The organism is Sporosarcina highlanderae (genome assembly GCF_030433715.1).
Taxonomy (GTDB): domain Bacteria; phylum Bacillota; class Bacilli; order Bacillales_A; family Planococcaceae; genus Sporosarcina; species Sporosarcina highlanderae.
Genome location: NZ_JAROCC010000001.1, coordinates 333,059 through 346,099 on the forward strand (window position 1 = coordinate 333,059; position 13,041 = coordinate 346,099).

Genomic DNA, 13,041 nt, shown 5'->3' on the forward strand with positions numbered 1-13,041 from the left:
TGCGAACTTTTTCCGGTCGTTTGATTTAGATGACAAACAGGTCGGGCAATGTGACATTATTGTCATGTTCGTGTAGCGTCAAACTCGTTTTCAGTGGAAAACGTCATGGTCATCGTTGTTCCTTTGTCTGTTTCGGAATGCGCCGACAGGGAAATTCCAATCTTCTCAGCTACTTGTCGGGCAAGATACAACCCGAGTCCTGTCGCCGCATTATGAAGCCTTCCTGTGCTCCCGGTGAACCCTTTGTCAAAAATACGGGGAAGGTCATGAGCAGGGATGCCCGGGCCTTCGTCTTTTATTGATAAAACCGGATGTCCCCCTAACGAATGGTCTGCCGTAATACGAATCGTGCCTCCGTTTGGACTATATTTCACAGCGTTCGTCAGTAGTTGGCGGATGATGAAGCGACACCATTTGCTGTCCGTGATCAATTCCAACTCATTGTCATCAAGTTCAACAGCAATATTTTTCTCGATGCACCAAGACCGAATTTCCCGGATTTCGGGAGTGATCAACTGATGAACGTTAATCTTTTCTAAGACATAATCCGCACTAAGCGATGGCAAACGTGAAATATAAAGTTGCCGGTCGATCAGCAAATGGACACGCAGCCAATCGGACTCGATTTTTCGGACGACCGCATCTTGCGGATTCGCATCGATCGTCATTTTCATCGAAGTGAGCGGCGCCTTCACTTCATGCACCCATGCCGCCGTATAGTCACTCTCCTTAAGGTTTATGGCCTTCATTTCCGACAGCTCATTCAAATGATCATTTGCCACTTGCCGCAACAGATCATTAGTCGTCTGGTCCCTCACGAAGAGCGGCTCCGGCAATCCTTCCTGCCAATCCCTATAAGGATCTTCTGAAATACGTAGAAGTTCTTTCATGAAATGCATCTCTTTTTTATAACGCCACATGAGGAATGAAATAAAAATGGCGATCAAAAGCATGTTGAGATAAATTAGAGAGCTCAGCCTCATCGCAAGGCCTTTATCAACCCAAATCAGGATGTCTGTCAACACGAGTGAAGTGGCAAACAAGAGTATCCAGCTTTTCATATCCTTTACATACGCTGTGAACATTGAATCCCCCCTAATAGCTGACCGCCATATACCCCATGCCTTTTTTCGTGAGAATCGCGTCACCAAGTCCGATGTCCGCAAGTTTCTGGCGCAGCCGCGTCACATTGACCGTCAATGTATTGTCATTGACGAACCGTTCATCATCCCATAATTTCCGGATAAGCTCTTCGCGCGATACGATTTCGTCCTTTGACTGGACAAGCACCGCCAAGATGAAAAACTCATTTTTCGTTAGCTCCACCTCATTGCCATCAAGCCGAATGATGCCGCGCTTCATATCAATCATTGCTCCATTCCATTCAAGCACATCCGCCGCTTCATCCGCCGTATACGCATATGTTCTCCGCAACGTCGCCTGAATTTTCGCAAGAAGCACGTCTGTATGGAACGGCTTCTGCACATAATCATCCGCCCCCATATTCATCGCCATCACCATATCCATTGGATGATCCCGCGACGACAAGAAGATGATCGGCACCTTCGATATCGAGCGGATTTCCCGGCACCAATGGAACCCGTCATATGCGGGTAGCTGGATGTCTAATATGACCAAATGAGGCTTCGCTTCAATGAAAGCCCCCATCACATCATGAAAATCTGTTGGCCCTGACACATTAAACGACCACTGGCTTAACCGCTCTTTCAATGAATTGTAGATCGCTTGATCGTCCTCCACAATGAAAATATTCATGTCCATATCCGCTGCACACCCCTTCTTACGTTTATTATAATGATGTGGTGGTAGGTTGGGAAAGATTTTTGGAGGTACCATCGACTTTGGCGACTTTACCACCGACTCTCGGGTGTTACCACCGACTTGGCGGCGTTTACCACCGACTTACGGCAATTTACCACCGACTCGCCATTTCCTTGGCCTTTTCATCTACCATTCACACAGTACTTTTATACCATTTTACTAATCCATCCCAACAATTAGTAAAGTTTATTTTGACAACTATCCACACCCCCCGTTCGACCGCCATCTATGCGGCTTCTCCTACAATTGATTATTCCCAAACTACATCAAGAAAAGGACTTTTATCCTAAACCGGATACATACTAATAACCTACTGAATTGCCTGATCCCCACTACTTCCACCTCCGAAGTATGTTATACTACTTACATAGACATCGCACCTGATCGGGTGGCATATATGTCTTCTTTTTTTAGCCGTTATTTGATATTTTCATCCCAAATTCAACGGCAAACAGTTTTGCAAAAAAACATAGGAGGATTTTATGCTTAAATTTGAAAACGTAAGTAAAGTGTATGAAGACGGGTTCAAGGCTGTTGATTCTGTTAGCTTTGATATTCCGAAAGGCGAGCTGCTTGTTCTTATCGGGCCGAGTGGTTCTGGTAAATCGACGACCATGAAAATGATTAATCGGATGGAACCGCATACAAGCGGGAAGATTTCGATAAACGGTAAGGATAACAACTCGTATGTCGCTTCCGAGCTACGAAGGGGTATCGGTTATGTGATCCAACAGGTCGGCTTATTCCCCCACTATACGATTGAAAAAAACATCGCGATTGTTCCTCAGTTGAACGGGTGGGCGCCAGATAAAATTAAGACTCGGGTGCATGAATTGCTGGAAATGGTCGGGTTAGATCCTGAAATTTACGCAAGTCGCTATCCAAAAGAACTTTCGGGGGGACAACAGCAGCGTGTTGGAATCGCTCGCGCACTTGCCTCCGATCCTGAAATCATTTTAATGGATGAACCGTTCAGTGCGTTGGACCCACTTACAAGGGAACAGTTGCAGGGCGAACTCATTTCATTGCAAAAAAAATTGAATAAAACAATCATTTTTGTAACTCATGACATGGACGAAGCACTCAAAATGGGTGACCGTATCGCCATTATGAAAGACGGCAAACTTCTACAGTTGGACACTCCCGAGAAATTACTTCATGAACCTGCCCACGGTTTCGTCGAAGAATTCATTGGCAAGCATCGAATCATTCAAAACCCTGAACTGATGCCTGTCATCGACATTATGTCTGAATCTGTCGTTACGACTCTTCCTCAAAGTTCTCCAGAAAAGGCAATTTCACTTATCCGCCAGAGGAAAATTACAGATCTCATCATTGTGGATGAATCAAAAACTTTGTTAGGCATCGTCTCCGCCTATGATGTCATCCAAAAAGTGAATAGTATTCGGAGCATTGCAGAAATAATGCAGCCAATCGGTCACATTTTACAAGATTCCGCTTCAGCGAAGGACGCCATTATCATGATGGATGAATCACCATTCGGCCTGATTCCTATCGTGGATGAATCGAAAAAGGTCATTGGATTAGTTACGCGTGGTTCATTGTTAGCTGCATTGTCCAGCCAATGGACGGAAGCGGAGGTGGTCGCTGTATGAATAATCTATCAATTTGGCAACAATTGGTCGAACAATCACAGATGCGCTGGAAAGAAGTTCTTGAAGCGACATCAGTCCACATCCAACTCGTATTTTTCTCGATGTTAATCGCTATTATTCTCGGCGTCACACTTGGAATCCTTGTTACCCGAGTTCCACAACTGACGACACTTGTGTTAGGTGGAACTGGCGTCATGCAAACAATTCCAAGCCTTGCCTTGTTAGGTTTCATGATTCCCATTTTCGGAATTGGCGTCAAAACTGCGATTGCGGCACTTTTCCTGTATTCGCTACTGCCAATTGCCAGGAATACGTACGCGGGAATAAAAGACGTAGACCCTGCAACCCGTGAGGCTGCAAAGGGAATGGGAATGACGAGCATGCAAATTTTATTCAAAGTGGAATTGCCACTCGCGATTCCTGTCATCATGGCCGGAATTCGAACTGCCGCCGTCATTAATGTCGGTAACGCTACACTTGCGGCCTTCATCGGGGCAGGAGGACTCGGCGATTTCATTTTCCTTGGGATCACTCGTGGGATTGATGGACTAATTCTACTTGGCGCAGTCCCCGCTGCACTTCTTGCGATAATTCTTGAAGTGTTCTTCGGCTCATTAGAGCGCTGGACGACACCGAAAGGATTGAAAGCATAATGAAGAAGAAGTTCACTGTTTTGCTGTTAGCAATGCTTGTCATGAGCATGCTTTCCGGCTGCATTTTTATAGAAAAAGATTCGCTTACACTTGGGTCAAGAAACAACACTGAAAGCATTATTTTATCCCACGTGATGGGGCAGTTAATTGAGAATAAAACAGATATAAAAGTTATCTATAAAGAAAATCTTGGCGGCTCGAATGTCGTCTGGAATGCAATGTTGAATGGAAATATCGATGTAGTCCCCGATTACACTGGGACAATTGTCGTCAATTATTATCACCAAGAGCCAGGTAACGCCGAAGAGACATTGGAAATGACTAAACGTCTCGTTGACGAAGATGGCATTATCGCCTTCAACACATTCGGCTTCAATAATACGTACACCCTCGCGTTGGACGAATCAAAAGCCGAAGAACTTGGAGTCGTTACATTCAGTGACTTCGCCAAGTACTCAGAGGATTTCACATTAGGCGCGGTTTTTGAATTCATCGACCGCCCCGATGGACTGCCTGGCTTCCAGAAGGAATACGGATTGAAATTCAAAAATGTAAAAGGCATGGATCACGGCATCATGTACCGTTCGATCAATGCAGGTGAAGTCGACGTCATCAATTCCTACACGACGGATGGTCAATTGCAAGAATTCAACCTTCGTGTGTTAGAAGACGACAAGTCCTACTTCCCTCCGTATCACGCACTCCCGCTTGTGCGGAAAGAAACACTCGAAGAGTACCCTGAAATCGAAGAAGTTCTGAAGCAATTAGAGGGCATGATCGACGAGGAAGCCATGCAGAAAATGAACGCCAAAGTCGATAATGATGGAATGATGGTGGAAAGGGTCGCAGAAGAGTTTTTGGTGGAGAGCGGGTTGATTGAGGGGTAGTTTTTGGGTCACATGGCGGCTAAATCAAAGCTATAGCTGTGTTCGCCGCCGCTGAACGATAGGTTATCACCACTTAAAGTGGGTTTATCACCACTTAGAAGAGTGTTATCACCACTTAGAATGACTTTATCACCGCTTAGAACAGGTTTATCACCACTTAGCGCTTTTTCAAGGTGAAAATCCTATTTTCAGCGTGACAACATGGCAGTTTCAAGGGGATTACCAACTTATCACCACTCAGAAATGGTTTATCACCACTTAGACAGCTTTTATCACCACTCAGAAGAGTGTTATCACCACTTAAAACGTGTTTATCACCACTTAGCAATTTTCCACACAAAAAAGCGCACATTATGTGCGCTTTTTTTGGCTTGCCGAAATCCATATCGTATAAGTTCGATTGCGATTAGCTCCCTCGGTATGTAAATTCATATCCCGAAGCATCCGATTTGCGTTTTGCTGCCTTTCAAGATGGAGAAACTCTCTACAGTCTTTATTCATCATTTTTCCGCCAAACAGTAAAAACCAGTCACGGATTGCTTGTTTGTGTGCTTCACTACATCGGAATCCACAATTCATGCATTCCCATCTCCGTCTATTCCAGCCCATACCAATAAACCCACACTCCGGACAAATCACACCGGTCCGAATGTCACTACGTCGAATAGAATAAGTACCACAAATAGGAGAAGGGATGAATTGGCGATGACCACTGCTTAATAGTAAAAGAAGATGATCAAATGTTGCATCGTCCAACAATGGGGAGGTTGTTGGAAGTTTTCGTATATACGAAGGAACAGAACTTGGAAATAGTACAGGGGTTTTTGTGTCGAATACTTCGATGCGTTGGCTGGCGTACGCCATAACGACGGCGCCGTATACCGGCAATGAAAGATCCCGGCTATACAGCCAGTCTTGAAAGAGTTCACAGTTACTTTGCAATTGGGCGATGGGGCTTTTGAAGCCACTCACTTGCCCAGAGTCTAACGTCCGTATCAATTGAGGGGGATTTTCTGTCACCGTTAGCTCGCCTGCAATGTTCTTTACTTCGAACAAAACGGCATACCAAGGCGTGATGAATAGCGTGTCCATTTGAAAGTAAGTACTCGATGCCAATGACAAATCATGGAAAATCCCATGCTTCATTGAAAATGAATAGCCCCCAAACACCTTGTCCAATTCCTGCTCGCCACCAAATCCAGCTTTGACCGCAGCATGTTTCAAACGTAACGCAGGAATTGCTTCATGGTGACTTGGCAATCGCCTCATCGCCGCTTCAAGCCCCTCTAACAATAGAGGGGCCTTTCGTAGTTTATGAATGAATATGGTTCATCTCCTTAAATAATATTCCGCTATTTAATAGTCTATCATATTCATTCAATAGATATCTAATTATTCAATTAAACTGCAAATACTCCCACACATTCCCAAACGGGTCGCGGAAACTGATATATTTGCCTGGTGGACAGTCGGCGGGCTCTCCGATTACCAATTCCACTTCATGTTCTTTGAGCAACGCAAGGGATTGATGGATATCGTCCGTTTTCAACGTTAGCACAACTCCTGAAGACATTTCATGATAACCCGCATTCTCCATTTCCTCCAAAACGATTGGTAGCCCCCTGTGGACAAGCGTTACAATTTTCGTACCATACTCTTTATTCACCTCAAACTCCAATACCCCCGTGTAAAACTCAACCGCCTTCTGCATATCCGGTACATAAATACTAATCACACAAACCTGTGTCATATCCCTTCCTCCTCCTTTTCCAATGTATACATATCAACCATTCTCCTCAAAAACCTCATCCCCTCGCTATCTTCATCCCACTGCAACCGGATCCACTCATACTCCCGATCCATCAACCGTCCAATCCGAACAGCCGCCTTTACATGCCCCTCCGGTGTAATGAACTCCAAAATCTCCTTCAACTCCGCTACCACGTCAGCCGGCAGTGACCGTTCAATCGTCTTCAAACCCAACTTCGCTCGCTCAGGCGCATATCGATAAAGCAACGCCCTCCCCAAATGGTGCACAACATTCGTCAGCATCTTCACCGACCAGATTTCATTTCCGCGCGCGGCGGACTGCCTATACTGATACAAAAACCACCCAACATCAAGAACATCATCCCGATACTCTTGATCCGACAGCGTTAGCCCTTGTGTCCCCTTAAACTCGTCCATCACACTTTGCGGGTCATACAACACCTTGAAATAATCGCCACCAACGAATGTTTCCTTCGTCACAGTGAAAAAATCGATATGTAATAAATCATCAAACACCGCAATAATCTGCGGGGCGACGATGAAAATGTCATCCATTAAAATGATGTCGCGATACGCCAGTAAATGCTTCACCCGATTGGCAAGGAACGCCTTCTTGTTCTCTTCGTTCACCAAGCAATAAAGATCGATGTCAGAATGCGCATCATGCTCCCCCCTTCCCATCGACCCTTTAAGAAAAACCGCCTGTACAAGTGAGTCCTTCTTCAAACTATCAACAATCTTTTCAACAGCCAACTTCTGCGGCAGCATAGATTCCACCCCTTACCTCTACATTTCTATACAAACTCTATTCTATGCCAACTAACAATTCCCCTTTAAATAAAAAAAGAGCGGTCCAATGACCACTCTCCTTCATTCTCACTTCGTATCCGCCCGATATAAAAACAACGCCATTTCGCCACGGGTGATTGCTGCATCGGTTCCAAATTTGACCGCTGTCTTTCCTTGCGTAATATCATTCTTCATCAAAGCCCTCACAGCCTCCTCGTATCGCGGAGAGACATCGGTGAAAGGAAGCTTCAATCCATCGCCCGATAACTTATATGCTCTTTGGATCAACAAAGCCATTTCACCGCGGGTCATCGTGTCATTCGCACCGAAATGATTCGCCGACTTTCCGTTCACGATTTTCTCACGCTTCAGCGCATTCACCGCACCCCATGCTCTTTCCGGAACGTCGACATATGGCGTTGGGGACGTATCCGATAGATCCAGATTCATAATTTTCGCAAGCCAAATTGCCGCGTCTACACGTTTAATATTATCCTGGACTCCAAATTCGCTTACCGAAATCCCCTTGGCAACTTCCTTGTCTGCCAAGTACGTTACGGCTGGAGTGTACCTACCGGTCATATCCTTGAACGCAGGTTCAGCCTTGAAGGACATCGTATATACGCCGCCCTGCCAAAGCACTTTTATGGAAGGAATAAAATAATAAGTGCCTTTCTTCAGTTCAACTCTTTTAGATGACTTTTCTGGTTTCCCGACAGCTCCGCTGCTCAAATGGGAATCATACGAAATGCTTCTTTCTTTCATCAAACTATACCCACTGAATTCGGATGAGAAGTCAATCGTTAAAAACCCGTCATACTTCATTTCAATCCGATAATAATCTTCTTTATCCGTATGACTTAGGAAGCCGGTATGGACCTTGTTGTCGTTTACTACAATCGGAGTTGCTGATTCCCTACTATTGTTCGGTTCAATCTCATCATTGTTAGCCGGGATGAAAGAAACGTCCATTTCATAAATCCCTTGATAAGAGTCATTACCTTTTATACTAATATAGTAAATATTCGCTTCAAGATCTGTATGCGAGTTCCAAAGTAGCGGTAAGCCGTTATAGAATCCGAGACTATCCCAAGAAATCATTTCTCCTTCGGAATCATACAACTTGACTGATCCATTGAACATTTTGGAGTCAATGTCGATGACCAAACGCCCAGGTTCATCCAATTCGACTTTGTAATAATCTGCAGTATCATTCCAGCTAATAAATCCTCTGATCCGTTTTCCATTCACATTTATCGGCATCGCCTCTGTAAACGTCTGATTTGGCTCAATTTCATTATTATTTGCCGGGTCAAATGAAACTCTCACATTATAATTTCCGAAACTATCTTTATTCGCATCCTTAATAAATAAAGTATACACACCCGGTTCAACGTTAATATCTTTGCTAAGCGAAGTAGCATTTTCCGGACGACCATTGTAAATTCCTTTTGTATGACCCGTAAGCTCATTATTGGAATCTCGGAGTTCCATTAGCGCTGCATTAAAATATACGTTCGCAGTAATCGTCAATGTACCTGCTTTCGGAACAGTTATCGTATACGCATCCTTTGGAGCTTGTTCGGAGATGTCGCCTGTAATAGTTGTATTAAAGGGTAAAACCGTGTCCGCATGTACAACGGTTGTCGTTGCTGTGAATCCTGACAAAAACAGTAAAAGAGTTATGGCTAAGATGCTGATTTTCTTCAAGTTGTTTTCCTCTTCCTATCATTTATTCATGTCCGCACGATATAAAAACAATGCCATTTCGCCACGAGTGATGGCCGCCACCGTTCCGAACTTATCCGCTGATTTCCCTTGCGTAATATTGTTTTTCATCAGAGCCTTAACTGCCTCTTCGTAACGTGAAGAGACATCCGTGAAAGGAAGCGTCACTCCGTCGCCCGATAATGTATAGGCCCTTTTAAGCAATAACGCCATTTCACCGCGTGTCATCGTATCATTTGCACCGAAATGAGTCGCCGACTTCCCATTCACGATGTTTTCCCGTTTCAGGGCATTCACCGCACCCCACGCTCTTTTCGGTACGTCGACATATGGGGTTGGATTTGAATCCAATTCTGATGAGTCCAAATTTAATATTCCCGCTAACCAAATTGCTGCATCTACCCGCTTAATTTGATGGCCGACACCGAATTCGCTCTGGGAGATTCCATTTGTCACTTCCTTGGTTGCCAAGTACATGACGGCTTCATAATATCTGTTAGTTACATCTTTAAATGCAGGTTCCACCTTGAAGGACATTGTATATACGCCGCCCTCCCGGTAGTCCATAGTTTTGGGGATTAAATAATAGATTCCTTTCTTCAGTTCCAAACTTTTCGATGATTTTTCCGGTTTTCCTACTTCACCATGACTTATATGCAAGAAGCCACGGGAATTACCCTTTTCATCCACCCATTCATACCCGCTGAATTCAGATGAAAAATCAATCGTCAGAAAGCCGTCATACTTCATTTCAATTTGATAGTAATCAGCCATATCCGAATAGCTTAAGAAGCCGATATGGGTCCTATTGTCAGTGATTTGAAGCGGTATTGCTGTTCCCCTGCTATTATTTGGTTCAATCTCTTCATTGTTAGCAGGATGAAAAGAAACATCCAGTTCATAGATTCCTGGATAAAAGTATACGCTGCCCCTCACACGTAGATAATAAGTGCCTGCCTCAAGGTCCATATGGAAATTCCGAAGTAACGGCAAGCCTTCATAGCTACCCAAAGACCTCGAAACTAACTCCTTTTCACCGGAATCGTATAAGTAAAGGCTTCCTTGTCCCAACTGCGAGTCAACATTGACTTTCAATCTGCCGGGCTCATCTAATACCACTTTGTAATACTCTTCTTTATCAGCAGGACTAATAAATCCTCTGATTTTTTCACCATTCACTTGAATTGGCATCGCCTCTGCGAATGTATTATTCGGTTCGGTTTCGTTATTATTCGCCGGATCAAAAGTGGTAGAAACACTATAGTTACCAAAGCTTGTTCTATTAAAATCCTTTACAAATAAAGTATATTCACCAGATTCAAGGTAATAAGCTTTTTTAAGCGAAGTAGGATTTTCAGGACGACCATGAAAAATCCCTTCTAAACGATCAATTGTCTCGTTATTCGCTCCACGAAGTTCCATCATCGCAGCACTAAAATAAACATCGGCAGTAACTGTCAATGTACCGGCGCTTGGAACGGATATTGTGTACGAATCTACTGGTTTTTGTTCAGAAATCTCCCCTGAAATAGTTGTATTTAAAGGGAGTGTTGTATCCGCATGAACGACAGTTATACCCGTGACCACAGACAGCAAAAGTAAAAGGGAGACGACTAAGACGCTGATTTTTTTCATGATGTTTTCCTCTTCCTACCAATATATTTTCTTAATTGGATTTACTTTTTATATTATATACCATCCTACTATACTTCCAAAACACTAATTTACATGGTGGGTAAGCATGATTAATTCAGCAAAAGGGTATTCTACTCAGTCAGGAGGGTGAGTAACATGAAACCATTTTGTCCAGAAAGTTGGCCAGAAGATCCGACGCCAGCGAGTGAAATCGATTGCCAAAATTGCGGACTTTACAAGCAAGGGACTCGTATGGTTTGGGGAGAAGGGAATCCGAAGGCGCCCATTATGGTGATTTTAGACAACCCCGGAGCGAGGGAAGACCGGGAAGGAAATGCATATGTGTGTGGAACACGGCAGACCTTGCAACAAGCCGTGCATGAAGTAGGTTTGGATAAAGAGCAGATTTATGTTACATACATTTTAAAGAGAAGGCCAATCAAAAAATATGATAAAGAAAAAACTCGGGAAACTTGTATGCATCGCCATTTGGATAAACAGCTTAAACTTCAAAAACCAAAGCTCATCCTGTGTTTAGGAAATGTCGCAGTTCAATCCTTCTTTGAAAATACCGAAGTTGAGGTAAAAGGCTTGCGCGGCAGTTGGCATGACGTGAAAGGATATCAAACAACCGTCGCCTACCACCCGTTAGCTGTCAGACGCCGGCCAAATTTGTATAAGTTGTTGGTGGAGGATTTATATTTGGTGAAATCCAAAATCCATGAATGAAATCATGTTATTATTAAGAAAACTTGATAGCCTATATCAAACTTATTGGTTGAGGAAGGTGAAACCATGCCAACCATTAAACACGAAATCCATATCAACGCACCAATCCATATCTGTTTTGACCTTGCCAGAAATGTGGATGTCCACACCGAAACAACGGCCAAGACAAAAGAAAGAGCTATTGGCGGTGTTACGACGGGATTGATGGAAAAAGGCGATACAGTTACATGGGAAGCCGTTCATTTTGGAATCAAACAAAAGCTAACTGCAAAGGTGATTGAGATGAATAAGCCTTACAATTTCACTGATGTCATGGTGAAAGGTGCATTCCATTCTTTTATCCACACACATGAATTCATCGAAAGTGGTACAGGAACGATCATGAAAGATACATTTTCATACAAATCCCCTTTTGGGATCTTAGGGATAATTGCAGACCGCCTGTTTTTGGAAAAATACATGAAGAGGTTTATCTCTGACCGTGCGAATGAATTGAAAAGAATAGCTGAAACCAAGTAGAATTCGCCAAGTACATCAAAATGAATAAACTTGACCATATTAAGAATGTAAAAATGATATGGGAGGTTTTCATAATGAAACAAGGCGCGCACAGCAATTTATACTCCAATCCAAAAACACCAGGGAATCGACAGGATGTAAAAGAAGAGATTTCAATGGAATTGGCCGAGCTTGGTAATCTTCAACCAAAGCGTGAGCCGATGACGCCGAACCACCGCGAGACAGCCGAGAGAGATAAATACAAAGGCTGAGAATAGAAAGCCATGTCTGTTTGAATTCAGACATGGCTGCATCTTAGTTTATACCACTTTCACTCTGCATTCATACACCATCGAAACACTCTTCGCATCCAATACTTGCAAGCAATTGATTCTTTGCAGGATCATCCCTCACAACTATCAACTTTTCTAAATATGGTTGTAGAATCCCATCCAACTCTTCCCGTTCCCCTTCAAACCGCTTCGTCCATTCATACATGTTACGCAACATTTGAAAATCCGGTTCGTACGCACATTCTTCAACACCAATCACTTGCTTCACATGCCTGCTCAATATTCGGAATTTCCGTTTCCATAAGGGTGGATCGAGCCAAATGATCCTATCAGCCAAGTCCAAAAGGAGGTAATAAGACGAGCGGTATACTCCTTCTGCAATCCAGGTCCCCTTTGCATCAATTTCATGAATGATTTGCACTTGCTCTTCAGGTGTCCGCTTAATCCGAACGCCATCCACGTTATGATAAACAACCGAGTCCAACTCAACAAAAGGCAAACTCAGTCGCTTCGACAATTCCTTCGCATATGTTGTTTTTCCACTTGCAACGATACCCATGATGAAGATTTTCATTGTTTTCAATCCCACTCTCTGAAACTG

14 protein-coding genes are annotated in these 13,041 nt (G+C 43.6%); 6 read left to right on the forward strand and 8 right to left on the reverse strand.

All coding sequences use genetic code 11. The annotated features are described in order from the left end of the window. Positions 1-62: 62 nt before the first annotated feature. Positions 63-1,085, reverse strand: coding sequence for a sensor histidine kinase (locus tag P5G49_RS01470; RefSeq protein ID WP_301241688.1), 1,023 nt, complete (start codon positions 1,083-1,085; stop codon positions 63-65). A 10-nt stretch (positions 1,086-1,095) separates the two neighbouring features. Then, entirely contained in the window at positions 1,096-1,782 is a 687-nt protein-coding gene (locus tag P5G49_RS01475) for a response regulator transcription factor (protein WP_301241689.1), read from the reverse strand. Between the two features lie 542 nt (positions 1,783-2,324). Here P5G49_RS01475 and P5G49_RS01480 point away from each other — a divergent pair. The 3 genes from P5G49_RS01480 to P5G49_RS01490 are packed head-to-tail and all read left to right on the forward strand — an operon-like array spanning position 2,325 to position 4,998. Further along, a complete protein-coding gene (locus P5G49_RS01480; RefSeq protein WP_301241690.1) occupies positions 2,325-3,458 on the forward strand; it encodes a betaine/proline/choline family ABC transporter ATP-binding protein in 1,134 nt (377 codons plus the stop codon). Beyond that, positions 3,455-4,111, forward strand: a complete 657-nt coding sequence (locus P5G49_RS01485) for an ABC transporter permease (RefSeq protein WP_301241691.1) — start codon at positions 3,455-3,457, stop codon at positions 4,109-4,111. Before P5G49_RS01480 ends, P5G49_RS01485 begins: the two co-directional genes overlap by 4 nt. Next, on the forward strand, positions 4,111-4,998 hold the full coding sequence (locus P5G49_RS01490) for a glycine betaine ABC transporter substrate-binding protein (protein WP_301241692.1): 888 nt from the start codon (positions 4,111-4,113) through the stop codon (positions 4,996-4,998). The genes P5G49_RS01485 and P5G49_RS01490 overlap by 1 nt, the downstream gene beginning before the upstream one ends. Positions 4,999-5,349: 351 nt before the next feature. Here the strand turns inward: P5G49_RS01490 and P5G49_RS01495 are convergent, their stop codons facing one another. The 5 genes from P5G49_RS01495 to P5G49_RS01515 form a co-directional block, all read right to left on the reverse strand. Further along, a complete protein-coding gene (locus P5G49_RS01495; RefSeq protein ID WP_301241693.1) occupies positions 5,350-6,291 on the reverse strand; it encodes an NERD domain-containing protein in 942 nt (313 codons plus the stop codon). Between the two features lie 103 nt (positions 6,292-6,394). Then, entirely contained in the window at positions 6,395-6,748 is a 354-nt protein-coding gene (locus P5G49_RS01500) for a VOC family protein (protein WP_301241694.1), read from the reverse strand. Then, entirely contained in the window at positions 6,745-7,536 is a 792-nt protein-coding gene (locus P5G49_RS01505) for a nucleotidyltransferase domain-containing protein (RefSeq protein ID WP_301241695.1), read from the reverse strand. The genes P5G49_RS01500 and P5G49_RS01505 overlap by 4 nt, the downstream gene beginning before the upstream one ends. A gap of 108 nt (positions 7,537-7,644) precedes the next feature. Next, positions 7,645-9,267 carry an S-layer homology domain-containing protein gene (locus tag P5G49_RS01510; RefSeq protein WP_301241696.1) on the reverse strand — a complete coding sequence of 541 codons (1,623 nt, stop codon included), beginning with the start codon at positions 9,265-9,267 and terminating at the stop codon, positions 7,645-7,647. An 18-nt stretch (positions 9,268-9,285) separates the two neighbouring features. Next, the gene (locus P5G49_RS01515) at positions 9,286-10,920 is read right to left on the reverse strand and encodes an S-layer homology domain-containing protein (protein ID WP_301241697.1); all 1,635 of its coding nucleotides are present in this window, start codon (positions 10,918-10,920) and stop codon (positions 9,286-9,288) included. Between the two features lie 156 nt (positions 10,921-11,076). Here P5G49_RS01515 and P5G49_RS01520 point away from each other — a divergent pair, with 156 nt between their 5' ends. The 3 genes from P5G49_RS01520 (at position 11,077) to P5G49_RS01530 (ending at position 12,419) form a co-directional block, all read left to right on the forward strand. Continuing rightward, the gene (locus P5G49_RS01520; protein WP_301241698.1) at positions 11,077-11,649 is read left to right on the forward strand and encodes a uracil-DNA glycosylase; all 573 of its coding nucleotides are present in this window, start codon (positions 11,077-11,079) and stop codon (positions 11,647-11,649) included. Positions 11,650-11,715: 66 nt separating this feature from the next. Further along, positions 11,716-12,168 (forward strand): SRPBCC family protein, encoded by a 453-nt coding sequence (locus P5G49_RS01525; RefSeq protein WP_301241699.1) that lies wholly within the window; start codon positions 11,716-11,718, stop codon positions 12,166-12,168. 74 nt (positions 12,169-12,242) lie between these two features. Beyond that, a complete protein-coding gene (locus P5G49_RS01530) occupies positions 12,243-12,419 on the forward strand; it encodes a hypothetical protein (protein ID WP_301241700.1) in 177 nt (58 codons plus the stop codon). A 70-nt stretch (positions 12,420-12,489) separates the two neighbouring features. Here the strand turns inward: P5G49_RS01530 and P5G49_RS01535 are convergent, their stop codons facing one another. Next, complete coding sequence (locus tag P5G49_RS01535) at positions 12,490-13,014, reverse strand: P-loop NTPase family protein (protein WP_301241701.1); 525 nt, start codon at positions 13,012-13,014, stop codon at positions 12,490-12,492. Positions 13,015-13,041: the final 27 nt, after the last annotated feature.

What these genes read in the sequence shown, in the direction of transcription:
- P5G49_RS01480 (WP_301241690.1), top strand. Translation starts at nt 2,325, where the DNA reads ATGCTTAAATTTGAAAACGTAAGTAAAGTGTATGAAGACGGGTTCAAG.
- P5G49_RS01530 (WP_301241700.1), top strand. Translation starts at nt 12,243, where the DNA reads ATGAAACAAGGCGCGCACAGCAATTTATACTCCAATCCAAAAACACCA.
- P5G49_RS01475 (WP_301241689.1), bottom strand. Translation starts at nt 1,782, where the DNA reads ATGGACATGAATATTTTCATTGTGGAGGACGATCAAGCGATCTACAAT.
- P5G49_RS01500 (WP_301241694.1), bottom strand. Translation starts at nt 6,748, where the DNA reads ATGACACAGGTTTGTGTGATTAGTATTTATGTACCGGATATGCAGAAG.
- P5G49_RS01470 (WP_301241688.1), bottom strand. Translation starts at nt 1,085, where the DNA reads ATGTTCACAGCGTATGTAAAGGATATGAAAAGCTGGATACTCTTGTTT.
- P5G49_RS01525 (WP_301241699.1), top strand. Translation starts at nt 11,716, where the DNA reads ATGCCAACCATTAAACACGAAATCCATATCAACGCACCAATCCATATC.
- P5G49_RS01485 (WP_301241691.1), top strand. Translation starts at nt 3,455, where the DNA reads ATGAATAATCTATCAATTTGGCAACAATTGGTCGAACAATCACAGATG.
- P5G49_RS01520 (WP_301241698.1), top strand. Translation starts at nt 11,077, where the DNA reads ATGAAACCATTTTGTCCAGAAAGTTGGCCAGAAGATCCGACGCCAGCG.
- P5G49_RS01515 (WP_301241697.1), bottom strand. Translation starts at nt 10,920, where the DNA reads ATGAAAAAAATCAGCGTCTTAGTCGTCTCCCTTTTACTTTTGCTGTCT.
- P5G49_RS01535 (WP_301241701.1), bottom strand. Translation starts at nt 13,014, where the DNA reads ATGAAAATCTTCATCATGGGTATCGTTGCAAGTGGAAAAACAACATAT.
- P5G49_RS01505 (WP_301241695.1), bottom strand. Translation starts at nt 7,536, where the DNA reads ATGCTGCCGCAGAAGTTGGCTGTTGAAAAGATTGTTGATAGTTTGAAG.
- P5G49_RS01490 (WP_301241692.1), top strand. Translation starts at nt 4,111, where the DNA reads ATGAAGAAGAAGTTCACTGTTTTGCTGTTAGCAATGCTTGTCATGAGC.